Below are 22933 nucleotides of genomic sequence, written 5' to 3' on the forward strand. Positions count from 1 at the left end.
GTAGGCCAATTGCCTTCGGCTGAGCGGAGACGTCCCCTATCGTCGTAATCATGAAGTTGGGCAGGTTCGAACCGCCATCGGCGGCCCAGACGGTGCTGTGCCTCGTATGCGGTGTGGTCGTCGCGGGCGCGGACAACGCCGCGACCGTCGCGACACTCGGGCCGTTCGACGCCCGTTTCGTCGTCCGCGCGCTCGGCATTGGCCTGCTCCTCCTCGTCGTGTTCCTCATCGGCGAGCGCCTCATGAAGGCTCCGGGGAAGACACGCCGAGTCGACACCTTCCCCGTGTTAGAACGCTACCGGTCCCTGCCATTTGCCGGACGGCTCCTCGTTCCGTCCGCGGTCATGCTCGCATGCTGGACGCCAGTCATCGTCATCATGTACCCCGGAACCATCTGGTACGACACCGGCGACCAGATCGCCCAATGGTACGGCATCGAGGCGTACGGGCAGCCCGCCGGCTCGATCTCCTCCCATCACCCGCTGCTCGACACGATCGTGTTCGGCTCGCTCGCACGTCTCGGCGACGCGCTCGCCGGCGACTATCGGAGCGCATTGGCCGTCTACGCCGTCGTTCAGTGCGTCGTCATGTGCGTGGAACTGACCGGCGTGTGCCTGTATGTCGCGCGCGTCGGACGGGAAGGGGCCGCGCATATGGCCGCCGTCGCCCTGTTCGCCTTCTTCACGCTGTTCCCCGCCCTTGTGATCTTCATGATGTCGATCGTCAAGGATTCGCTGCATCTGCTGTTCCTCGTCCCGTGGCTGGTGTTGTTCGCCGAGACCGCCCGCACCCGTCTCGAGGCGCTGCATTCACCCCGTTTCGCCGTCGGATTCGTGGCCCTGTCCGTGCTAACCGCCCTGACGACGATGACCGGACTGTACGTGACGATCCTCTCCCTGTGCTGCCTGCCGCTGACACGGGCCGGCCGGGCGGATCGGCTGCGCGCACTCGCCGTCGCCTCCGTCACGGCGCTTATCACGATGATGGTCTTCCCGGCCGCCGTCCGTTCCGCTTTCGACGTGGAGTACGAGGATCAGAACCAGCTGCTGGTCGTGCCGATGCAGATGACCGCGCGGTACGCGCTCGATCATCCGGGCGACGTGACCGATACGGAGCGTGCTGCCATCGACCGGGTCAATCATGTGCCGTTCGAGGACATGGCTTTCCGTTACCACCCGTATCTGGCCGACCCGGTCATCCAGTACTCGCTGCGCGACCCTTCGGGCGTGGGGGAGTATCTCCGGGCGTGGGCCGTGATGGGCCTGCGCCATCCGGACTCGTATGCGAACGCGTTCGCCGCCCTCGAATCGGGATGGTTCTCGTTGCAGCGGACACCGATGAACGTCACTGACCGGGGAATCAGGCTTGATGAACTGCGCGGGATCGCAGGACAGGCGGCGGCCAACCGCATTCGGTTCCAGATCGCCGATGCGATCAGCCCTGCGTTCGCGCGCATGACCCGGTACCACGCGAACAACGCGAACAGCGCGAGCCGGTCGCGCGCCTACGCCCTGTGGGGGTTCTGGCAGTCGACGCCCGTGCTTCGGGTGCTCACGTTGACGGCCCTGTGGACATTCCTCCTGCCGGCGTTTCTTCTCTTCCGCCTGCTGCGGCCCCCATACGGTCGTATGCTTGCCCGCTGCGCGCTGCCGGCCGCGTATGCGGCGCCGCTTGTCTGGTCGCTGCTGTCGCTGCTTGCCAACGCGATCTCCGTCCCGCTCAAGCCCACGGCCAGCAGATACATGCTGTGGGCGCTCGTCGTTGTTCCGTTCATGCTCGCCCTGTGCGCGTCGGAACGGTCGGAAAGCACTTGCCAGATGAAAGGAAACAGCCGATGAACCGCGGACTTATCCTGAACCTCGTCAGCAACCTCGCGTTCTTCGTCAGCGGCTACGCGATCCACTACTTCCTCGGCGGGTTTGCCTCGCCTGCCGCCTACGGGGTGGTGGGCACCATCATCACCGTGCTCGACGTCGAATATCTGTTCGTATCCAACGGCGCGCGGCAGTCCCTGTCGCGCACCCTGTCATCCGGACGGTACGACCCGCGCGACGTGATTGTCAAGACCCTCGTCGTGCAGACGGCCATCGTCGCCGCGTTCGTGGCCGTCGACGTGCTCGGCGCCCCCGTGTTCGGTCAAGTGCTGAACGACCGGTCACTCGACCTGTACATGCGTCTGGCCGCGTTCCTCGTACCCGCCAACGGCCTGTACGTCGTGATGCTCGGCATCAACGACGGGCTGAAACGATTCGGCCACAGCGCGCTCCTGTCCACGCTGTACCCGCTCATCAAGCTCGGCACGATCCCGCTGATCATGATCATATTCCCCGACCGACCGGTCATCGGCGTGGAGGTCGGTTACTGCGCGGCGATGGTGCTTGTCATCCTTATCGGCGCGGCGATGCTCGCGCCGCATCTGATCGGCATGCGCCGGCGCGGAGGGGCTTCCAACGAGTCCCGATACCGCATCGGCTGGCGTGAGGCCGCGCACGGCACGATCTCGTTCTCCCTGTTCTTCATCATGGCTTCGCTCGTCTTGAGCGCCGACACGCTCGTCGTCAAAGCCAACCTGCCCGACGCGATGTCCGGTTTCTACACCGGGGCGATGAACTTCGGCAAAACCACGTACTACCTTCTGCAGGCGTTCGCCGTGATCATCCTGCCCGTCGTCTCCGGTCTCATCAGCGAGGGGCTGCGCGGGGAGGCGCTTGCCAAGGCCCGCGACCTCGTGCTGCTGGCCATCGTGTTCATCCTGCCGATGGCCGTGTCCATCTCGGCCACGAGCCCGAATCTCCTGTCGTCCTTCTACTCGCAGCCATTTTCCGTGGCCGCGCCGGCTTTGACGTGCCTTGCGCTTTCGAGCTTCTTTATGGGCGCCACGGTTGTGCTCAACATGGTGCTGAACGCCGAAAGGGACACGCGCTTCTCCGACATCCTCTCCTCCGTATCCCTGCCGGTTGTGGTCGTCGCGTTCGTCGTCGCCGCCCGTCTCGGGGGCATCACCGCCGTGGCCGCCACGAGCATGGGCGCGACGTTCCTGACGATGCTCGTCTCCTACCTTGAGGTGCGCCGCCGGTTCGGTGACGTCATGTCACGCGCTGCGTGGATCGTCGTCGGCGTCAACGTCGTCCTGTGGGCTGTGATGGCGGCGCTTGACTCGGTGCTTCCCGTCCGCAACTTCATCGTGCTCGTGCTCATTTATGCGTTCGCATACGCGGCCTATCTGGCGGTGCTCGCTGGGATGGGTGTGCTCTCTGCGGCGTGGGTCAAGGCGTTCGCCGCGGGATTGGGCCGCGGCGGTGCGACCGGCGGTCCCGCGGGAGTCGGCGCGCGGACGGCACCTGCCACCGCCGGCGTGAATGGGAGTGCCAGGTGATGCGGGGAATCCGGATGCCCCGGACGACAGGGACGAGTGCTGTGCCGGCCTTCATCGCAATCCTTGTGATCGCCCTCCTCGAATTGTTCGTCTTCAACCTGCCGTTCTGGCAGACGGTCGGATCCCGTCCCGAACAGGCTCACGACGACGGCGTCGGTTCGGGCCTCACCGTCGAATCGGACGGTTCCGCCGTCGTCACCGATCCTGACAACGCGTGGCGTGATCTGTCCGCCGACCAGTCGATCGAATACCTGTACATGGGCCACTCGGACACCGAACATCCGCGTCAGGACGACGCCGTACGCTGGCGGATCTCCACTGCGAAGAATACCGACGGCGGCTGGTACAACGCCAACGCTGACGTCGGCTACTCGCCCTCCTCCGAAGCCTCCCGCTACTCCCGCGTCGGCGGCCGCGCCACCCGCGTGCGCATACGCTACCAAATGGACAAGGGCGCGGTCATCCCGTACAACACGGTGACCGTGAACCCGCACGTGCCGATGCGGTTCAGCCCCTTGCGACTCGCGCTCGAAATCATCGTCGCCCTGCTCGTCATCCTGTTCAGGCCCTCATCGCGCCTCTACCGGATACGCTTGGCACGAACCCGAGCCTGTCTTGTCCCGCTCGCCCTGTGCGCCGCGTTCGCATGTCTCGTGCCGCTCGGCCTGTTCGCCATGGCCGCACCGCAGGACAACCCCGAACCGGTCTACTGGGACTTCTACGCCACATGGCAGGCCACCGATCAGTACCAGCGGCTCGCCGACGCGATCCTCCACGGCCGCGCATGGCTCGACTATCCGGTCAACGACGCGTTCGCGGCCATGGCCAACCCGTACGACACGCGCTCACGCACCCAGCTTGCCCTGAACCACCCCGACGTGCCCATCTATTTCGACGTCGCCTTCCATGGTGGACGCTACTACAGCTATTTCGGAGTGCTGCCGGCGCTCCTCCTGTTCGCCCCGTTTAAAGCCGTGACCGGTATGCCGTTGCCCACCAACGCCAGCATCGCCGTTGTCGCCCTGCTGGCCAGCGCCGCATGTACCCTGCTTGCCGTCCAGATCGCCCGGCTGATCGGTCGTCGCCGTCCCGTTTCGCTCGGCGCGACCATGCTCGCCATAATCGCGTTCATGCTCGGCAACGGCATCGCCATGCTCATCCAACTCGGCCTGTTCTACCAGATCCCGCAGGAGCTGGCGGTCGCGTGCGCGGCCGGCGGTCTTGCCGCATGGATTCAGGCGAAACTGCGCGGTCTTGATTCGGGCGATCCCGACAAGCGGTTCCTCGCCCTTGGCTCGCTGCTCATGGCATTGACGATCGCGAGCCGGCCGCATGTAGTCGTCGCCTCGCTGATCGCCATACCCCTGTTCGCCGACGAGATCCGCGGCCTATGGTGCGACGGGCTGGACGGCCGCCGCGGACTCCTGCGCGAGACGGCAGTCTGGGCGTGCGCGCTCATCCCGTATGCGATCGTGTTCCTGCCCCAGTTTGCGTACAACATGGCCCGCTTCGGCTCGCCCATGGACTTCGGCGCCACCTACAACCTCACCGGCTACGACATGACGCATTTCCACGCGCCGCTGACCCAATATCCGGCGTTCTTCTTCCACTACCTTCTCCAACCGCCGAACCTGACCGCCCACTTCCCGTTCGTCGGACAGGACGGGATACCGCTGACCACATGGCGATCCGAACATCCGCATTTCGGAGGATGGTTCATGACCGACGCGCCGTTCGCGTTCATCCTGTTCGCGCTCGCCGTCTGGCGTCCGCTCATGGCGCGAGCGAAGGCCACGGGGCTCGTAGCCGGGGCGCTCGTGTGCGCGGGGCTCGCTTTCCTTGTCGACGCGCGCATCACCGGCGTCGACTACCGCTATGAGATCGACTTCGCGTGGATGATCATGATCGCCGTGGTCGCGGTGCTGTATGCGCTCGACGCAGGGTTCGGCGCGGTCACCGTCAACGACGTCGCGGAGGAGAAAGAGACCGGTGCGTGCGCGAATATGACCGGGCACGCGCTCCCGTTCGACGCCCGTTCGGCGTTGCGGCGGCTCGTGTTCGGCTGGTTTACGACGGGGGTCGTCGCCGCGTTCCTGTTCTTGTTCTTCAAGCAGTTCGCGCCCGGCATGAACATGCCCGTGCGCATCTGGTGGGATGTCGCCTCCTGGTTCCTGTTCATGTGAGAAGACTCGCGCCTCACGTCGCATCGATGTGCGAGACAGGCGGCACCGAAGAGGGGCGTGAGCTTGGCGGATGTGTCGTGTCGTATCCGACCGTGGAACCGACGAGGATGCGCGCCGCGAACCGCATCTGCTGCTGATCGGCGGAAACCGCGTGAGCGGCACGGTTCTGACGGTTGGTCTACCGGTGTACGTTGATCCACAGGATCGCGAGCTGCGTGCGGTTCGTCAGTCCCATTTTGTCGAGGATGCCGCTGATGCGGTTGCGCACCGTGCCCTCGCTCAAGAACAGTTTGGCAGCGATGTCGCGATTGTCGAGTCCCTCGGCGACCAGCGCGGTGATGTCGCGGTCACGTTCCGGCAGCGCTTCGAGCGCGGCCCGGTCGGCGGCGTGATCCTGCCCTTGGGCGACTGCGGATGCGATACCGGATGCCGTACCGGTCCGATCGGCCGCATCGGTTGCGTTGGCCGACGGTCCGTCGCCCGACAGCTTGCCCAGCACCTCCGCGCCGAGCACGATCTGCCCGGCCATCACTGCCTGCAACGCCGGGCCGACCGACGCGACGTCCTGTTTGATGAGATATCCGCGCGCTCCGAGCGACACGGCCTGCGTGATATACGACCTGTCAGCGAACGTGGTCAGGAACAGGATCTTCGCGCCCGGATCCTTGGCGAGAATCTCGCGGGCCGCCGTCAGACCGTCCTTACCGGGCATCTGCACGTCGATGAGCAGCACGTCCGGCCGGCTTGACGGCGACCGGAAATACTCCGTCACCGCCGCGTTTCCGTCATTCGCCGTCCACAGCACGTCCGCCGTGCCCGTTGCCGTCAGAATCGTCGCCAACGACTGGCATACGATCGGATCGTCGTCTGCAATCGCCGTTCTCATCGTCGCTCCCTGTCTATCGGTTGACCGGCGGAACGGGTCCGTTGCCGGTCATGATCGTCCGCCACGATCATGGTATGTCCACTGGCGTTTGGGAATCGTGACGAACACGCGCCAGCCGCCGCCGTACGGGCCGCATGACGACGTGCCGCCGAGCGTGCGCACGCGGCGTTCGATGTCGGCCAATCCCATGCCGCGCAACGATTCGGCATCGGCGGAACCCGCCGCATGAGACGCGTCGGTCGCCGGCTTGGCTGGCCCCGGATCCTGCACGACCAGCTGCCAGAGCGCTGGGAAATCACGCAGCGTCACGCTTGCCGAGCGCGCGTCGCTGTGCCGGGCCACGTTCGACAATGATTCGCGGATCACCGTCGCGAAACAGCGTGTCACCGGCGCCGGCGCATCCTTGATTTCGTTCGACAGCGTCACCGTGAAGCCTGGCGACGCATCGCCGAACGTGTGCGCCGCGTCCTCGATCTGCGCGGCGAAATCTGTGCCGTCGTCCTCGAGATCATGCACGGATCGGCGCACCATCGTCATCGCCTCGTTCAGCGTGCCGTTCAACGCGTCGAACCCCTGCGCGGCGACCGGGTCATTCGTTGCGTCGGCCACGGCCTTGCCGGCCTGCGACTGCATGATCGCACGCGTGAGCAGGTGGCCGACATTGTCGTGGATGTCGCGGGCGATGCGTGTGCGCTCGTTGAGCGTGGCCGTGCGAATCGACTGCGTGCGCTCCTCGGCGACGTCGGCCATGCGTCGACAGTTGACGCGGCCGCTGTCGCGGGCCAGATCCTGCGTATGCCTCAGTGATCGGCGCAAACGCGTGACGGTTTCGCGTGACCGGCCGAGCATCATGCCGATGACGGCGAGCAATCCGGTGAGCATCATGATCGTACGGTCGGTTGCGACCGACGCCCGCACAAACGCGACGACGATCGGCACGAACGGCAGACAACGGACCAGCCGATCGGCACGAGCGTCGTGTAACATCGCCGGAAGACGCGGCGCATCATAGGCGACGGCCGGCAGAAAAGCGCACCAACGTGGCATCAGCAGGGCCGCCGCCAGGAACAGGCAGGACGGCACGGCGGCCAAAACCGGGGGAGTGCGCCGCGACATCAACCATTCAGACAGACAGGACAACGAGACCGCGACCAGCAAACCGATCAGCGACAGGGAATCAAAGCCGGACAGCACCGCCACGGCCGTTCCGCAGGCCACGAGCAGGGCTTTCTCCAGCAAGATGAGCATGCGGCTCATCGTAGCCGGTTCCCGGGATGCGGCGGCACAATCCCGGGAACCGGCAAGCGAACATATCCGAACGTTGTGCACACTGCAAATGGCGTCATTCCAACGATTGCGAGCACAACCGAACATGCGCCGGTTCCCGGGAAATTCCGCCGACAATCCCGGGAACCAGGACCACCGCAAATCCATGACAAATGTCACGGGCAACCGGCCAAGTCGTGACGGATGGCTGTGGCGCGGCCATGCCCCGACGCGAGAAGATGAAAACACCCCAAGGAAAGGAGCGGACATGACCGACAACAACCAGACACCGGCCGTCCACGTCAGCCAACTGGTCAAACGATACGGCGACATGGTCGCGCTCGACTACTTCGACCTCGATGTGAACCAAGGCGAGATCTTCGGCCTGCTCGGCCCCAACGGCTCCGGCAAGACCACCGCCATCAACTGCATCCTCGCGCTGCTCACCTACGACGCCGGCACGATCCGCGTGTTCGGCCAGCCGATGACGCCGACCAGCTACGCGCTCAAACGCCGCATCGGCATCGTGCCGCAGAACGTCGCCGTGTTCAACGAACTGACCGTCACCGAAAACATCGACTACTTCTGCTCGTTGTACGTGCCGAAGAAAGCCGACCGCGCCCCGCTCGTCGAAGAGGCGATCGACTTCGCCGGACTTCAGGACTTCCGCAAGTTCCGCCCCGGCAAACTCTCCGGCGGCCTCCTCAGACGACTCAACATCGCATGCGGCATCGCGCACAAGCCCGACCTGATCTTCTTCGACGAGCCGACTGTGGCCGTCGACCCGCAAAGCCGCAACGCCATCCTCGAAGGCATTCAGAAGCTCAACCAAGCCGGTGCGACCGTGATCTACACGAGTCACTACATGGAGGAGGTCGAACAGATCTGCGACCGCATCCTCATCATGGACCACGGCCGTCACCTCGCGCTCGGCACAGCCGACGAGCTGAAGTCCATGATCGACACGGGGGAGCGGATCACCATCGAGACGTTCGATCTGACCGACGACGCGCTCACGGCCGTACGCGCGCTCCCGTTCGTGATCGAAGCGACCTACGACGGGCACGAACTGGCCGTGCGATGCCGGCGCGGCGACCACAACCTCGTCGACCTGATCGGCGTGCTGCGCGGCGCGGGCGCGAACATCGGCCACCTGACCAGCCGGCCGCCAAGCCTCAACGACGTGTTCCTTGAACTGACCGGCAAGGCGCTGCGGGACTGACGGGAAGCAATCCCGCATCCTCCAACAAGGAAAGGAGAACGCCATGTGGAGCACCTTCATCGTCTCCCTGAAATCGAACCTGCGCAACAAGAGCGCCCTGTTCTGGCTCATCGTGTTCCCGATCGCACTGTCGACCATGTTCAACGGCGTGTTCGGCGGACTCGACAAGGCCATGAGCATCACGCCGGTGCCCGTCGCCGTGGTCCAAGACACGAACTGGACGAACGCGGTCGGCGCGGACACGCTCATCACCGCGCTGTCCGGCAGCCAGAACGACAGTGGTCAGGCCAGCGGCAGCAGCCAATCCGATAGCCAGAACGACGACAAGAGCGACAGCAACGCGGACACGGTCATCGGCGACATCAACATCGGCGTACGACTGCTGGACGTCACCAAGGTCGATTCCACCGCACAGGCCCGTGACCTGCTGACCCAAGGCAAGACGGACGGCATCATCGCCGCGGACGGCGACGGCCGCATCGCGCTCACGCTCGGCTCCGACACCGTCGCCACCGCCAACAACGGCACGCAGGACGTGGGACTCGACGTCTCCCTCGCCGCGCTCGACAACGTGATCGACCAATACAACCGCACCAGCGCGACCGTGAAAACCGCATTGAAGGACAATCCGACCGCCGCCCTCACACGCACGTTCTGGAACGGCATCGGCTCGGCCACGAACGGCACGAAGGAAATCACGCTCACCAACTTCAAGCCCGACGTGATGGCCAGGTACTATTACGCGCTCATGGGCATGGCCTGTCTGCTCGCCATGTCGTACATGATCCACACCGTCACCACCGCCCAGGCGAACCTCTCCGCACTCGGTATCCGCCGCACCGTCGCGCCGCTCGGCCGCGCCAAACAGCTCCTCGCCGGGTTCCTCGCCGGGTGGCTGTGCTCTTGCGTGTGCCTGCTCGTCGCGCTCGCCTACATCCGATACGTGTGCGGCATTAAGGTCGGCGGTCGTGAACCGTTGGCCGTGCTCGCCGTGCTCGTCGCCTCGTTCATGACCTGTTCGTTCGGCACGATGATCGGTGCGATCCCCAAGCTCACGGACGGCGTCAAGCAGAGCATATCCACCGCGATCGCCTGCGGACTGTCGCTGTTCAGCGGCCTGTACGGCGGGTTCGCGATGGAATTGAGCGACCTGATCTCGCGCAAGGCCCCGCTGCTCGCCGCCATCAACCCTACCCAACAGGTCACCAACCTGTTCTACTCGCTCATGTATTACGACAGCACCCAGCCGTTCATCCGCACCTGCGTCATCCTGCTCGCGATGAGCGCGGTGTTCCTCACGGCCGGCGTGATCATGCTCAGGAGGCAACGCTATGAACACCTGTAAGGCCACCGTGCGCGTCCTGCTCGCGCACCGCACGTACATCATCATCTATCTCGTGCTCATGGGCATCATGATGTTCACGCTCAGCTGGTCGCAGATCACCGCCGCCAACCGGCCGGTGGCCGACACGTACGAGCCGGCCAAGGTCAACGTCGCCGTCGTCGACCGGGACGACAACAGCGGCGGCATCGCCGGAGCCTTACGCGACTATCTGTCCGAATCCGCCACGCTGATCGATCTGAAGGACGACTCCGAATCGCTGCAGCAGGCCGTCGCCTCGAATTGGACCGATCTCATCGTCATCATCCCGGACGGCTATGCCGACCGGTTCCTTGCGGCCGCGCGTTCCGGCGGCGACATGCCGCAGGTCGAGACGGTCACGAGCTACACGTCGGGAGCCGGCACGATCGGTGGCATGAACGTGAACGGATTCCTCTCGCTCGTCCGCATCGCATTGATCGGCGGGCACGCGCACATCGACCAGGCCGCGTTGAAGGACTGGTACGTGAAGATGAGCGGGGGAGCCGCCGGCGCCGGGACATCCGCAGGTCCGAACACCGGGGCGGACGGTGACTGGTCGAAGATCGCGGTCGATCCGTCCGCGTTCGACATCGAGTCGCTGCCGGAAGGCACGATGACCGATCTGACGATGGACGATGTGAGGAATGCCGCCGACAGTGCCGCGAAGACGGCGCATGACGCGGACGTCAACCGTCCGGTCGCCGTGGAGAAGGCCACGTCGAAGGACAAGCGAGATGCCGGCACGGTGAATCCGGTCGCATCGGGATTCGGCGACACGATGAAAACCGCGGTGTATCCGCTGTTCCTGACATTGAGCGTGTGCGTGAGTCTCGTGTCGCGCGTATTCGGCGCGGGGGAGCTGCGGCGCAGGCTTGCGGCGTCCCCGGTGGCGGCGTCGATCGGATTGAAACGCATGGGTGTGCTCTGCGTCTTCGCGCTGTTGATCTGCGTGGCCTACCTCATCGCCGCATTGGGGCTGACGGCCGCGGCCGGAGCCGATCCGACCGTGTTGCCGACGACGGGTGTGGCGATGACGTTTGGTTCGGCCTGCATGTTCAGCCTCATGTGCGTGGCCTGCGGGTTCATGCTTGGCGAGTTCGGCGCCTCCGATACGGCCACCAACGGATTCGCCAACGTGTTCGGCCTGCTCATCATGTTCACCTCGGGCATCGCGTTCCCCGTGAGCATGATGCCCGACGCGATCGTTCCGCTCGTCACGCTGACGCCTAGCTGGTGGTACACGTCGTCGATCGACGCGGCGCTTGGCGTCGGCACGGGCGGGGCGGACGTCGCCGGCTGGCTGAGCGGGTCGGGCATCGTCGCGCTGTATGCGGTGACGTTCGTGTGCATCGGACTTGCGGTCGGACGGGTGCGCAGGATGCGTCCCACGGATGCGGCCGCCGCGACGACGCAGCTCGCGGAGGCGTGAATCCGCGGAACCGCCGGTCATGGGGTCATGAGTTGTGGCCGATGTTCAGCCGGTAGCGTTGGGCCGGATCCTCCTGGAATCGTACCGGGATGACCCGGCCTTCGCGCAGCAGCTCGCGTAGGCCGGCGGTGGCGGCGAGCGGCGTGAGCTGCAGTTCGCGCATGATCTCCTTGGCGCTCATCGCGGAATGACGTTCCAACACAGTGGTGATCGCCTTGGAAATATCGCCGGGCGAGCCGAGCCGCGCGGTGCGCTGCTTGGTGATCGTCATGGTGAACGTGTTGATCGTGTTCACCGTGGTCGCCGGCTCGATGCCGGCTTCGCGCAATGCGGCGGCGATGCGCTGGTAGCCGTCGCCTCCCTCCGGGTTCACGTATCCGCCGCCCGGATACGGGGTCGATTCGAGCAGCGTGAACAGGAACTGGTTGCGGGTCGATTGGAACGGCGTGCCGGACACCGGATGCGGGTCGGTGAGCACGTCGTGCGTGACGGTGCCGTACAGGCCGCCCGGATTGGCGATTTCGATACGGTCGGTGAACACGCTGACATGCACCTGCGTACCGCGCGCGTCAGGGGAGTAGTCGCGGTGGGTAAGCGCGTTCGCGATCGCCTCGCGCAGCACGACGGGCGGATAGTCCGGCTTTTTGGCGCCGATCCAGTGCATCAGCGATTCGACCGCGTCGTCGATCATCACCGGGATCGGCCCGACGATCGACTTGGAGGCGACCAGCCGTTCGTCGCCCCGGAACACGTCGTCCCTGCCGGTGCCGGGGAACACGGCGATCGACATGCCCAGACGCGGATAATACTTCTGCGGATAGCGTCCCAGCGCCAGCAGTCCGGCCAACGTCGGCCGCAGGACGCCGCCGACCGTCGCGGCGTCCGAATCGTCGTGCCGCAACACCTGCAGATCGATCAGCGTATCCGTGTCGGTGCGATCAGCGAACACATGCGGATGCTGTTCGCGTACGCGTGCCAGCAGACCGGATACCAACGCCGGGTCAAGATCGTCGATCGTGGCGTGCGCGACGATGTCCAGATCGTAGGTCGGCTGCAGATGCTCCTCGATGAGCCGGTCGACCTCGTACGAGTTCATATGCCGGTCGCCGTCGCCGGTGCGGATGTACGAGCCGTTGTACGGTCCCTGTTCGGTCAGGAAGCACGGCTTGTCTCGTGGCAGCATCTCGTCCACGCGGGCGAACACAAGGTTCGTGCCCTCGAACGGGCACGTCACGATCGTCGGCCGCACCACCGGCGTCATCTTCTCGCACGCCTGGCTGAGCGATTCCTGCATGGCGCGCGCGTTGAATCCCTCGACCGGCGTGAACCCGGCTTTTTCCGACAATCCCAGGATGATCCAGCCGCCCGAACCGTTCGAGAACGCGGACAATGTGTCGGTGATGGTCGACGAGATGCGGCGCTTGCACTCCTTGACTTCGCATTGCTGCGTGTCGTTGCCGATCAGACGCATCAGCTCGATCAGTTCGGTCATCTTCGCGGTGTAGTCGTCGGTCATGGCCAGCCTCCTTGACACCATTGTGCCGCAGCGCGGGCCGCCGTACCGCCGATTCATGGAGAATTCACGTATAGGAAAGGCTTCCCGCCGGGATTGGAGGGAAGCCTGTGAAATGTATGGATACGCGTGTGCTTCATCGGGCTTGATGTGATGAGTTTGACTACCCCTCAGTCACTGCGTGACAGCTCCCCTGACAAGGGGAGCCAAGAATTAAGACCGAGCACTGGGCATACGCGGCGTGCCATGCTTACTGTTCCTTTACTGTTCCTCGCCGCGAGCGGAGAGACCGTGCTGTTTATTCCTCGCTCTTCGCCGCGAGGAAGTGCTCCTCGCTCGGCAGGACGGCGTTGAGGATGACGGCGACGACGAAGGCGACGGCGATGCAGTTCGAGGCGAAGATCTGCTGGAACAGGGCCGGGAACTGGCTGAAGATGTCGCTCACCTGCGTGAAACCGATGCCGATCGTCAGGCTCAGCGCGGCGATGGTGATGTTGCGCTGCGAGAAGCCCGCCTCGGCGATCATCTGGAAACCGGAGAGGATGATGTTGCCGAACATCATGATCGTGCAGCCGCCGAGCACGGCCTGCGGCAGCGAGTTGAACACCTCGGCGATAGCCGGCACGAAGCTTGCCACCACCAGAATCAGGCCGCCGGAGAGGATCACCTTGCGGTTGACGACCTTGGTCATGGCCACCAGTCCGATGTTCTGCGCGAACGAGGTCAGCGGCAGGCAGCCGAACAGGCCGGACACGGAGGAGATCAGGCCATCGCCGGCGATCGCGCCGGCGGTCTCGCGCTCGGTGGGCTGACGGTTCAGACCGACCTTGGTCAGCGCGGCCGTGTCGCCCAGCACCTCGACCGAGGAGACGACGTACAGCAGGCCGAGCGAAATGATCGAACCCCAGTCGAACGTCGGCTTGAACGGCATGAACTGCGGCAGGGAGACGATGGCGAGGTTCTGGAAACCGGAGAAGTCGACCTTGCCCATGCAGATCGCGACCACATAGCCCACGACGAGGCCGAACAGCACGGACAGCTGCTTGGCGGTGCCCTTCATGAGCAGCTGGAACGCCAGGCAGGCCACGAGCGAAATCAGGCCGAGCGTCAGGTTCTGCCACGAACCGAAGTCCTTCGCGCCGGAGCCGCCGCCAAAGCTCGTCGCGCCCACGTTGAGCAGCGAGAAGCCGATCGACGTGACGACGATCGCGGAGACGATCGGCGGCACGAACCGGCGCCAATACTTGGCCGTCAGACCCAGCACGAGCTCGAGCAGACCGCCGACGATCACCGCGCCGACGACCGCGCCGTAACCCTTGTCCGCGGCGATCGCGCACGCGGCCGCCACATACGTGAACGAAATGCCGGTGACCATCGGGAGCCTCGAGCCGATCAGCCATGCGCCGTACAGCTGCAGGCAGGTGCCGAGGCCTGCGACCAGCAGGCCGGCCTGGATGATCGCCGCGGACTGGGCGGCGTCCATCTTCGCGGCGGAGGCGACGATGAAGATCGGGGCGAGGTTTGCCACGAACATGGCCATGACGTGCTGCAGGCCGAACGGGATGCCCTTCCAGAACGGGACAGGCGCGTCGAGGCTGCTCAGCGCCTCGAACGAGACGGCCTCGGATTGCTTCTTCTCAGACAATGGGTTTCCTCTCTTCTTGCTCTCTGGGAAATCAGTGACGGAATTCGATGTCGCCGGTGGTGGGATCCATCGATTCGACGATCGCGAGCGAATCCACGTCGTAGCCTTCCTCGCGCAGCTGGTCGCCGCCGCCCTGGAAGCCCTTCTCTACGGCGATGCCGATGCCCTCGACGGTCGCGCCCGCATGCTTGCAGATGTCGATCAGGCCGTGCAGCGCCTTGCCGTTCGCGAGGAAATCGTCGATGAGCAGCACATGGTCTTCGGGGCCGAGGTACTTGCGGGAGACGATCACCGGGAATTCGCGCTGCTTGGTGAACGAGTATACGGTCGTCACGTACTGGTCGCCGTCGAGGTTGATCGACTGGGCCTTCTTGGCGAACACGACCGGCACGTTGCCGAAATGACGGGCCGCGACGCACGCCATGCCGATGCCGGACGCCTCGATGGTGAGGATCTTGTTGATGTTTTTGCCGGCGAAATGCTCGGCCCACGCGGCTCCCATGGCATCGTAGAGCGCCACGTCGCACTGGTGGTTCAGGAAGGCGTCGACCTTGAGCACGTTACCTTCCTTGACGGTTCCTTCCTTGCGGATGCGTTCCTCGAGTTCCTTCATACAACCCCTTTTGCGTTGCGATCGGCCAATGATGACGAACGGCCAGTTTACGCCGTACAGATGACCTCGAACCGGTTGGAACGGCCGCCGCGCAAGACCGGCCGGCATGTGTCTCGGGGTGTCGTAGTATTGCGGGGTGATGGAAACAGAACAGCAGGAAACAGTGCGGCCGCAGGGGCAGCCGCAGACCCCGGCCCGTGTGCGGTACCGCAGCATGGACGGCATTAAAGGACTCGCCCTCATCGGCATTATTTGGTATCACCTTTCGCCACTTTCGCTGCACGGCGGATTCGTGGGCGTAGACATGTTCTTTACGGTATCCGGCTTTCTGCTGGGCTTAAGCCTGCTGCGCGAATGCGTCACCCGAGGCGCCGTCGACGTGAAGCGCTTCTATCTGCGCCGCATTGTGCGCCTGTGGCCGGCCATGGTGTTCATGGTCACCGCAACCGTTTCTCTCGACTACCTGTTCGATCGCGACGCGTTGGTGGGAGTCGCCGGCAAAAGCATTGCGGCCGTCACCTTTACGTCGAACTGGTACGAGATCTTCACCGGAGGCAGCTATTTCGCGTCCACGTCGCCTCAGCCGCTGCGCCACCTATGGTTCGTGGCGCTGCTCGCACAGGTGACGATCGTGCTGCCGTGGCTGGTGATGCTGGTGCGCAAGACCGTTCCCGAACGATTCCGCATCGCCGTGCCGCTCGGCCTCGCCGCGGTGTCCGCACTGCTCATGTGGGTGCTGTACCGGCCCGACGTGGATCCGACCCGTGTGTACTTCGGCACCGACACGCACTGCTTCGGCATCATGCTCGGCTTGGCACTGGCCTGGCTGGTGACCGAATCCCAGCGCCACGAATGGCCCATTCCGGATTTGGCTCGTCAAGTCGCCCCGTGGCTGGCCACCGTCGCGCTGGTGTGGCTAATCGTGCTGATGATGCGTGTCGATCAGGACGCGTCCGCGTTCCGCGGCGGCCTGCTGACCGCGGCCGTGCTGTCCGTGGTGCTGCTGGCGGGCAGCATCACCTCCGGATCATGGATGGAAAACCTGTTCGTCTGGCGCCCGCTGGCGCTGCTCGGACGCTACTCGTACGGCATCTACCTGTGGCATTGGCCGCTGTTCCTGATGTATCAGTCGCTGCTGCCCGGCTGGCGAGGCCGCGGCATGTGGCTGATCCGCCTGCTCGCGCTCGTGTCGGCGGGATTGATGACCGCCGTGTCGTGGTGGCTGGTCGAACGTCCGCTCGCTCTGCTCATCGACCCGTCCAAGAAGACGGACGGCGACTCTCGCAAGCTGTTTGGCGCGGACCCGTCCGTGATGCGCATCGTCGTCGCCGTGCCGCTGACGATCGCGCTCGTTGTCGGCTGCGTGTTCGGCTATCGTAACGCGCCAGCCAAGTCCAGCGTGCAGCAGATGCTCGAAGCCAACCAAAGCGTGCTCGACCAGCAGGCGCACAAGCGCGCGTCCGACGCCAAGGCGGCCGCCGAAGCGAAACGCCGTGCCGCCGAAGAGGCGAAACGTCGCGCGCAGGCCCAGGCCGAGGCGGAGAAAACGCTCAAGGGTGATCAGATCACCGTGGTCGGCGATTCGGTGACCGTCGGCTCGTCCCCGGCGCTCAACGACCTGCTGCCCGGCATCGTGATCGATGCGAAGGTATCGCGCTTCGTGCGCGACGCGCCCGGCATCGTCTCCAACCTCAAGGCGCAAGGACAGCTGCGCAAGTACGTCGTCGTCTCGCTCAACACGAACGGCAATGTCACCACGCAGGACTACGAGGACATCGCGGCCGCGGCGGGCGATGGCCACGTGCTTGTCATTGTCAACGGCTACGGCGACCGCACATGGATCCCCACGGCGAACCAGGCCGCCGTCGACTACGTGCGCGCGCATCCGGCGACCGCAACCATCGCCGACTGGAACAGCGCGATCGGCGCGCACACCGACATGCTCACCAGCGACGGCATCCATCCGGAGCCGGAAGGACAGAAACTGTACGCGCAAACCGTCAAGGACGCGATCGTCGGCTGGATCGCCGACCACGCCGACTGATCGGCCGCGGGAGTCGGCATGATCGACGTCGCTGACCGCGACATATGGTAGACAAGTAAGGCCGCGGACGGACCCGCGGCCAAAACACAGCAGACAAGGGGAGCAGCGTGCAGCAGGATCCGGACCTCATCGCAAGAACCGCGAACGAACTCGTAGGCGACCTCAACCCGCAGCAGGCCGAAGCCGTCCAATACCGCGGCCCGGCCCTGCTCATCGGCGCGGGCGCCGGATCGGGCAAGACGCGCGTGCTCACGCGGCGCATCGCCTACATCCTCAGCCAATTCGGCGCATGGCCCAGCCAGATCCTCGCCATCACGTTCACCAACAAGGCCGCCGCCGAAATGCGCGAACGCCTCGCCGCGCTCATTGGACCCGTCGCCGAACGCATGTGGGTGTCGACCTTCCATTCCGCCTGCGTGCGCATCCTGCGCCGTGACGGCAAGTCCATCGGACTCGACTCCGGTTTCTCGATCTACGACACGGCCGACTGCGAGCGGCTCGTCAAGCTCATCGCCGCCGACCTCAACATCGACGTCAAACGCTACACGCCGCGCGCCATCCTCTCGCGCATCTCCGACTACAAGAACAACCTCGAAAGCTGGCAGGACAAGCTGCGCGAGCAGGCGCCCGACTACCGGCCCGGCCAGCGCGGCTACCAAATCGGCAACCCGGGCAACGCGGAGGCGCTGTACGCGGTCGTCTACGCCGAATACCAGCATCGCCTCGCCGCGGCGAACGCCGTCGACTTCGACGATTTGATCGGACGCACGGTCGAACTCTTGCGCCGCGATCCGGCCGTCGCAGACTACTACCGGCACAAGTTCCGCTACATTCTCGTCGACGAGTATCAGGACACCAACCATGCGCAGTACGTGCTCATCCGCGAGCTTGCCGGCGTGGACGCGGCCAAGGGCATGCCGGCTCTGGCGAACATGCCGTACGCCGGACGCGAGGGACAGGCGTGGATCACCGTCGTCGGCGACTCCGACCAGTCGATCTACGCGTTCCGTGGCGCCGACATCCGCAACATCCAGGATTTCGAGCAGGACTTCCCCAACGCGAAGACCATCATGCTCGAACAGAACTACCGTTCCACGCAGACCATCCTCGACGCAGCGAACGCGGTCATCGCCCACAACGAGGGACGCAAACCGAAGAAACTGTGGACCGCACTCGGCAAGGGCGAGCCGATCGTCGGCTACGCGGCCGACAACGCGCAGCAGGAAGCCGCGTGGATCGCCGGCGAAATCGCGCGCCTGCACGGCGAGGAGAACATCGCCTACTCCGACATGGCGATCATGTACCGCGCCAATGCGCAGTCGCGCTCGCTCGAGGAGGCGCTCATCAACGCGGGCCTGCCGTACCAGCTCGTCGGCGGCACTCGCTTCTACGAACGGCGCGAAATCAAGGATGCGATCGCCTACCTGCAGGGCATCGTCAACCCGGCCGACGACGTGAACATGCGGCGTATCCTCAACGTGCCCAAGCGCGGTCTCGGCGCACGGGCCGAGGCGATCGTCGCCGGATATGCCGAAACGAACACGATCCCGTTCTACGCGGCCATCGAACGGCTCGACTCGATCGAAGGCGTGCCCACGCGCACCGCCAACCAGTTGCGCGCCTTCCGCGACCTCATGGACGGGCTGCGCAAGTTCGCCGCCGACCCGGCCAACCGACCGAGCGACATCGTGGCGGAAGTGCTCTCCAAGTCTGGACTGCTCGACGAACTCAAAAAGTCCGAGGACCCGCAGGACGCCTCGCGTGTGGAGAACCTGTCGCAGCTGCAGTCCGTGGCCGCCGAATTCGAGCAGAACACGCCCGACGCGACGCTCGCCGGCTTCCTCGAAACCACGGCGCTCGTGGCGGATTCCGACCAGCTGCCGGGGGAGGGCGAGGACTCCGGCAAGGTGACGCTCATGACCCTGCACACCGCCAAGGGCCTCGAATATCCGGTCGTGTTTTTGACCGGCATGGAACAGGGCACGTTCCCGCATTCGCGCGCCATGGAGGACGCGAGCGAACTGTCCGAGGAACGCCGTCTCGCTTATGTGGGCATCACGCGCGCCAAGCGGCGGCTGTACGTGACGCGCGCGGCCGTGCGAGCCCAATGGGGACAGGCCAACGAGATGATGCCCAGCCAGTTCCTTGACGAGATTCCCGACGGGCTGATCGACTGGAAGCGCCGCGAAGCCGGCGTCGAGCGCATGCGCGCGAACTGGTCGAACGGCGGGTTCGACGACGACGAGTTCGGCGGATGGGGAGACGACGACTTCGGCGGCACCGACATTCGGCGGTTCGACGTACGGTTCGGAGTCGCGCGGGGGATCGGCATACGGTTCCGCGTACGGATCGTATGGTTCGACGTACGGCGGCTCGTCATACGGCTCCTCCTACGGTTCGTCCGAATCGTCCTCCGGTTCGTCGTACGGGTCGGGCGCGCGTCGGTTCGGTGCAGGCGCCGGCTCGCGCTCGCGTGGAGGTTCCGGGACCGGCTCCCGGTCCGGTTCGGCCGGTCGCTCCGGATACGGCTCGTCATACGGCAGTTCGTCGTACGGGTCGAGCTCGTCGTCGCGCAGCGGACGCGTCACCACGCGCCGTGTCGCGCCGAAAACACCGGCTCGTCGTCCGCCGCAGGCACGGGCGCGCCGCGCGACAACGGTCTGAACATCGCCGACTTCCACGTCGGCGACCGCATTACGCACGACATGTACGGCCTCGGAACCATCGTCGACACGCTCGACAAGGGTGCCAAGTCGGTCATCACCGTCGACTTCGGGTCGGCGGGCACCAAGCGGCTCATGCTTAGCCGTGCTCCGATCGAAAAGCTCTAGCGAGCTTTTCTCCGGAGCCTTCGCGGGAGAGGTAGCAGAAAAGCGGGGAAAGTCAAGTCTTGTTTTTCGGGTTTGCCACTGGCATAATCTGCACAGTTCACGGGAAACCAAAGTCACGAGAGGAAGACATGACCCGCAAACTGTTCGCCACCCTGCCCGCCATCGTGCTCGGCGCGCTCATCGCCGTTGCCCCGCAGACCTTTGCCTATGTGTGCAAGGTCGAAGACGGCATGAAGATGGCCTGCCACTACACCGCGCAGGCCGCGCTCGGCATTGGCGTCGTCATCGCGCTGCTTGGCGTGATCGGCCTGTTCGTCGAGCCGAAGGTCCGTGCCGGCCTCAACATCGCCGTCGTGCTGAACGCTCTGCTTGTCATCGCCGTGCCGACTGTGCTCATCGGCGTGTGCAAGGGCGCGATGATGCATTGCCACATGGTCACCCTGCCGACGCTCATCGTGCTCGGCGTGCTTGCCGTCATCTTCGCGGCGATCGCCGTGCGGATGGACCTGACCGGCGCGAAGACCGCAGGACGCTGAGGATTGCGGCCATGCCCCACATCACCCTCGGCAGCCTGCCGTTCGAAAATCTGAAACGCAAGCCGTTCCGCACGGCCGCGCTCGTCATCGTCGTCACCATGCTCACCGTCGCGTTCTACGGCGGCGCATTGCTTGCCACGAACCTCAAGGCCGGACTCAACAGCATGCAGGAGCGCATGGGCGCCGACCTCATGGTCGTGCCGCAGAACACCGGCACCAAAGCGGAGGCGCTGCTCACCAGCGGCAGCTCGAGCACGTTCTACTTCACCAACGACATCGAACAGGCCGTCGCCAAGGCGGACGGTGTGAGCCAGGTCACCGCGCAGACGTACATTTCCTCGCTCGCCGCTGCCTGCTGCGACGAAAAGGTGCAGATCATCGGCTTCGATCCGGCCACCGACTTCGTGATCGAACCATGGATCACTTCGCAGTACGAGCGCACGCTCAAGGATGGCGAAGTCGTCGCCGGCGCGAACATCAACGTGTCAGCCAACGGTACGATCAAGCTGTACAACCACGAATTCCCCGTCGCCGCACAGCTCGCCTCCACCGGCACGAGCCTCGACAATTCGGTGTTCGTCAACGAATCCACCATCCCCGCGGTCGTCTCCTACTCTGCGAAAACCGGCCATGCGGCAATCCCGGCCGAATACGCCGACAAGGCCATCTCCGCGGTGCTGGTCAAGACCGGCGACGCGGACACGAAAACCGTCGCCGCGAACATCGCCGACACGGTTAAGGCCGACGGCGTCACCGGACTCGGCTACGTCTACCCGGGTGGCGTGACGGCCTCCACCAAGGCCAGCCTCGACGCGATCATCGGCTACGCTGGCCTGTTCCTCGCCGTGTTCTGGATCATGGGTCTGATCGTCCTGCTCGCCGTGTTCGCCTCGTCGATGAACGAACGCAAGCGCGAATTCGCCGCCTACCGCATCATGGGCGCGACGCGCGGCATGCTGGTCGGCGTCATCGTGCGCGAGTCGGCGACGGTCGGCCTGATCGGCGGGTTGATCGGCATCGGCTCCGCGTCGCTCGCGATCCTACCGTTCAACACGCTGATCGGCGCGCGCCTGCAACTGCCGTACCTGCAGTCCGGCGCGTTCACCGTGCTCGCGCTGATCGCCGCCGGACTTGCGTTCGCCGTGGCCACCGGCCTGATCGCATCGGTCGCGGCGGCCGTACGACTGTCTGCACCGGAAACGTACCTGACGCTGCGCGAGGGGGAGTGACGATGCCCGTGCTCGACATCCGCTCGCTGACCCGCGAATTCACGCGCCGCGGCAAGCCGTTCGCCGCCGTCGACCACGTCGACCTGAGCATCGACGCCGGCGAGTTCGTCGCGATCGTCGGCAGGTCCGGCAACGGCAAGACCACGCTGCTCAACCTGATCACCGGACTGCTCCGGCCCACATCCGGCACGGTGACGGTCGACGGGCTCGACGTCGCCTCGCTCGACGACCGCACGGCGTCCGCGATGCGCAACCGCACGATCGGATTCGTCACCCAGTCGGCCACGCTGCTGGGCAACCTGACCGTGCTCGACAACGTGATTCTGCCGGCTGTCATGACAAACGACGGTCATGGTACGGCCGCGCGAAACGGCGACGCCGCGACGGCTCCGGCCAAGACCGCCGACCCGGACATGCCGGACGTGATCGCACCCGGTCATGACGATGACGGCGACGATCCGCTTGCCCACCGAGCCCACGCGTTGCTTGCGTCGCTGCAGGTCGACGACCTGGCTGGATGCTATCCGAAGGAACTGTCCGGCGGCGAAATGCGACGCGTGTCGATCGCCCGGGCGCTGATAAACCGGCCGAAGCTGCTCATCGCCGACGAACCGACCGGCGATCTCGACGCGGACAGCACGGCCGTCGTCATGCGGCTGCTGCGCCGGACCGCCGACGACGGCACGGCGGTGCTTATGGTCACGCACGATCCGGACGCGCTCGCGTACGTCGACCGCACGCTGCGCATGGATCGGGGACAGTTAGCTGCAGCGTGACCTCCACCGTGCGTGAACCGC

The 22933-nt window shown here is 65.0% G+C and carries 15 protein-coding genes and 1 pseudogene; 11 read left to right on the forward strand and 5 right to left on the reverse strand.

The genetic code is table 11. The features are described from left to right. Nucleotides 1–50: 50 nt before the first annotated feature. From BBIA_RS06000 to BBIA_RS06010, 3 genes are read left to right on the forward strand one after another with little or no spacing between them, the layout of a single operon-like run. A complete protein-coding gene (locus tag BBIA_RS06000) occupies nt 51–1838 on the forward strand; it encodes a DUF6020 family protein (protein WP_033495612.1) in 1788 nt (595 codons plus the stop codon). Beyond that, on the forward strand, nt 1835–3376 hold the full coding sequence (locus BBIA_RS06005; RefSeq protein ID WP_033495610.1) for a lipopolysaccharide biosynthesis protein: 1542 nt from the start codon (nt 1835–1837) through the stop codon (nt 3374–3376). The genes BBIA_RS06000 and BBIA_RS06005 overlap by 4 nt, the downstream gene beginning before the upstream one ends. 41 nt (nt 3377–3417) lie before the next feature. Beyond that, entirely contained in the window at nt 3418–5559 is a 2142-nt protein-coding gene (locus BBIA_RS06010; protein WP_033495608.1) for a hypothetical protein, read from the forward strand. 178 nt (nt 5560–5737) lie between these two features. Here the strand turns inward: BBIA_RS06010 and BBIA_RS06015 are convergent, their stop codons facing one another. After that, complete coding sequence (locus BBIA_RS06015; RefSeq protein ID WP_033495606.1) at nt 5738–6445, reverse strand: response regulator transcription factor; 708 nt, start codon at nt 6443–6445, stop codon at nt 5738–5740. Between the two features lie 48 nt (nt 6446–6493). After that, nucleotides 6494–7693 (reverse strand): sensor histidine kinase, encoded by a 1200-nt coding sequence (locus tag BBIA_RS06020; protein ID WP_033495604.1) that lies wholly within the window; start codon nt 7691–7693, stop codon nt 6494–6496. Between the two features lie 286 nt (nt 7694–7979). Here BBIA_RS06020 and BBIA_RS06025 point away from each other — a divergent pair, with 286 nt between their 5' ends. Genes BBIA_RS06025 through BBIA_RS06035 form a run of 3 tightly spaced genes read left to right on the forward strand, consistent with a single transcriptional unit; the run spans nt 7980 to nt 11725 of the window. Next, nucleotides 7980–8933: an ABC transporter ATP-binding protein gene (locus tag BBIA_RS06025; RefSeq protein ID WP_033495603.1), complete on the forward strand. Its 954-nt coding sequence runs from the start codon at nt 7980–7982 to the stop codon at nt 8931–8933. Nucleotides 8934–8976: 43 nt separating this feature from the next. Next, nucleotides 8977–10278 carry an ABC transporter permease gene (locus BBIA_RS06030; protein ID WP_033495601.1) on the forward strand — a complete coding sequence of 434 codons (1302 nt, stop codon included), beginning with the start codon at nt 8977–8979 and terminating at the stop codon, nt 10276–10278. Next, nucleotides 10265–11725 (forward strand): ABC transporter permease, encoded by a 1461-nt coding sequence (locus BBIA_RS06035; protein ID WP_033495599.1) that lies wholly within the window; start codon nt 10265–10267, stop codon nt 11723–11725. Before BBIA_RS06030 ends, BBIA_RS06035 begins: the two co-directional genes overlap by 14 nt. A 25-nt stretch (nt 11726–11750) precedes the next feature. Here the strand turns inward: BBIA_RS06035 and BBIA_RS06040 are convergent, their stop codons facing one another. The 3 genes from BBIA_RS06040 to BBIA_RS06050 form a co-directional block, all read right to left on the reverse strand. Continuing rightward, nucleotides 11751–13241 carry an ATP-binding protein gene (locus tag BBIA_RS06040; RefSeq protein ID WP_033495597.1) on the reverse strand — a complete coding sequence of 497 codons (1491 nt, stop codon included), beginning with the start codon at nt 13239–13241 and terminating at the stop codon, nt 11751–11753. Between the two features lie 295 nt (nt 13242–13536). After that, a complete protein-coding gene (locus BBIA_RS06045; protein WP_033495595.1) occupies nt 13537–14883 on the reverse strand; it encodes a nucleobase:cation symporter-2 family protein in 1347 nt (448 codons plus the stop codon). Between the two features lie 31 nt (nt 14884–14914). Beyond that, nucleotides 14915–15496: a xanthine phosphoribosyltransferase gene (locus BBIA_RS06050; protein WP_033495593.1), complete on the reverse strand. Its 582-nt coding sequence runs from the start codon at nt 15494–15496 to the stop codon at nt 14915–14917. Nucleotides 15497–15635: 139 nt separating this feature from the next. On the opposite strand from BBIA_RS06050, the gene BBIA_RS06055 reads away from it, so the two are divergent. The 5 genes and pseudogenes from BBIA_RS06055 (at nt 15636) to BBIA_RS06075 (ending at nt 22912) form a co-directional block, all read left to right on the forward strand. Beyond that, nucleotides 15636–17540 carry an acyltransferase family protein gene (locus tag BBIA_RS06055; RefSeq protein ID WP_081892113.1) on the forward strand — a complete coding sequence of 635 codons (1905 nt, stop codon included), beginning with the start codon at nt 15636–15638 and terminating at the stop codon, nt 17538–17540. A 107-nt stretch (nt 17541–17647) separates the two neighbouring features. Continuing rightward, nucleotides 17648–20371: pseudogene (locus BBIA_RS06060) on the forward strand (ATP-dependent helicase). A gap of 128 nt (nt 20372–20499) precedes the next feature. Further along, nucleotides 20500–20907, forward strand: coding sequence for a DUF4418 family protein (locus BBIA_RS06065; RefSeq protein ID WP_033495590.1), 408 nt, complete (start codon nt 20500–20502; stop codon nt 20905–20907). Nucleotides 20908–20918: 11 nt separating this feature from the next. Beyond that, on the forward strand, nt 20919–22136 hold the full coding sequence (locus tag BBIA_RS06070) for an FtsX-like permease family protein (protein WP_033495588.1): 1218 nt from the start codon (nt 20919–20921) through the stop codon (nt 22134–22136). Nucleotides 22137–22138: 2 nt separating this feature from the next. Next, nucleotides 22139–22912, forward strand: a complete 774-nt coding sequence (locus BBIA_RS06075; protein ID WP_033495586.1) for an ABC transporter ATP-binding protein — start codon at nt 22139–22141, stop codon at nt 22910–22912. Nucleotides 22913–22933 lie beyond the last annotated feature (21 nt).

The sequence above is a fragment of the Bifidobacterium biavatii DSM 23969 genome, from assembly GCF_000741165.1.
In the GTDB taxonomy this organism is placed as follows: Bacteria; Actinomycetota; Actinomycetes; order Actinomycetales; family Bifidobacteriaceae; genus Bifidobacterium; species Bifidobacterium biavatii.

Bases quoted from the DNA above. Each gene is read 5' to 3' on its own strand.
- BBIA_RS06000 (WP_033495612.1), top strand. From the start codon at position 51: ATGAAGTTGGGCAGGTTCGAACCGCCATCGGCGGCCCAGACGGTGCTG.
- BBIA_RS06005 (WP_033495610.1), top strand. From the start codon at position 1,835: ATGAACCGCGGACTTATCCTGAACCTCGTCAGCAACCTCGCGTTCTTC.
- BBIA_RS06015 (WP_033495606.1), bottom strand. From the start codon at position 6,445: ATGAGAACGGCGATTGCAGACGACGATCCGATCGTATGCCAGTCGTTG.
- BBIA_RS06020 (WP_033495604.1), bottom strand. From the start codon at position 7,693: ATGCTCATCTTGCTGGAGAAAGCCCTGCTCGTGGCCTGCGGAACGGCC.
- BBIA_RS06025 (WP_033495603.1), top strand. From the start codon at position 7,980: ATGACCGACAACAACCAGACACCGGCCGTCCACGTCAGCCAACTGGTC.
- BBIA_RS06030 (WP_033495601.1), top strand. From the start codon at position 8,977: ATGTGGAGCACCTTCATCGTCTCCCTGAAATCGAACCTGCGCAACAAG.
- BBIA_RS06035 (WP_033495599.1), top strand. From the start codon at position 10,265: ATGAACACCTGTAAGGCCACCGTGCGCGTCCTGCTCGCGCACCGCACG.
- BBIA_RS06040 (WP_033495597.1), bottom strand. From the start codon at position 13,241: ATGACCGACGACTACACCGCGAAGATGACCGAACTGATCGAGCTGATG.
- BBIA_RS06050 (WP_033495593.1), bottom strand. From the start codon at position 15,496: ATGAAGGAACTCGAGGAACGCATCCGCAAGGAAGGAACCGTCAAGGAA.
- BBIA_RS06055 (WP_081892113.1), top strand. From the start codon at position 15,636: ATGGAAACAGAACAGCAGGAAACAGTGCGGCCGCAGGGGCAGCCGCAG.
- BBIA_RS06065 (WP_033495590.1), top strand. From the start codon at position 20,500: ATGACCCGCAAACTGTTCGCCACCCTGCCCGCCATCGTGCTCGGCGCG.
- BBIA_RS06070 (WP_033495588.1), top strand. From the start codon at position 20,919: ATGCCCCACATCACCCTCGGCAGCCTGCCGTTCGAAAATCTGAAACGC.
- BBIA_RS06075 (WP_033495586.1), top strand. From the start codon at position 22,139: ATGCCCGTGCTCGACATCCGCTCGCTGACCCGCGAATTCACGCGCCGC.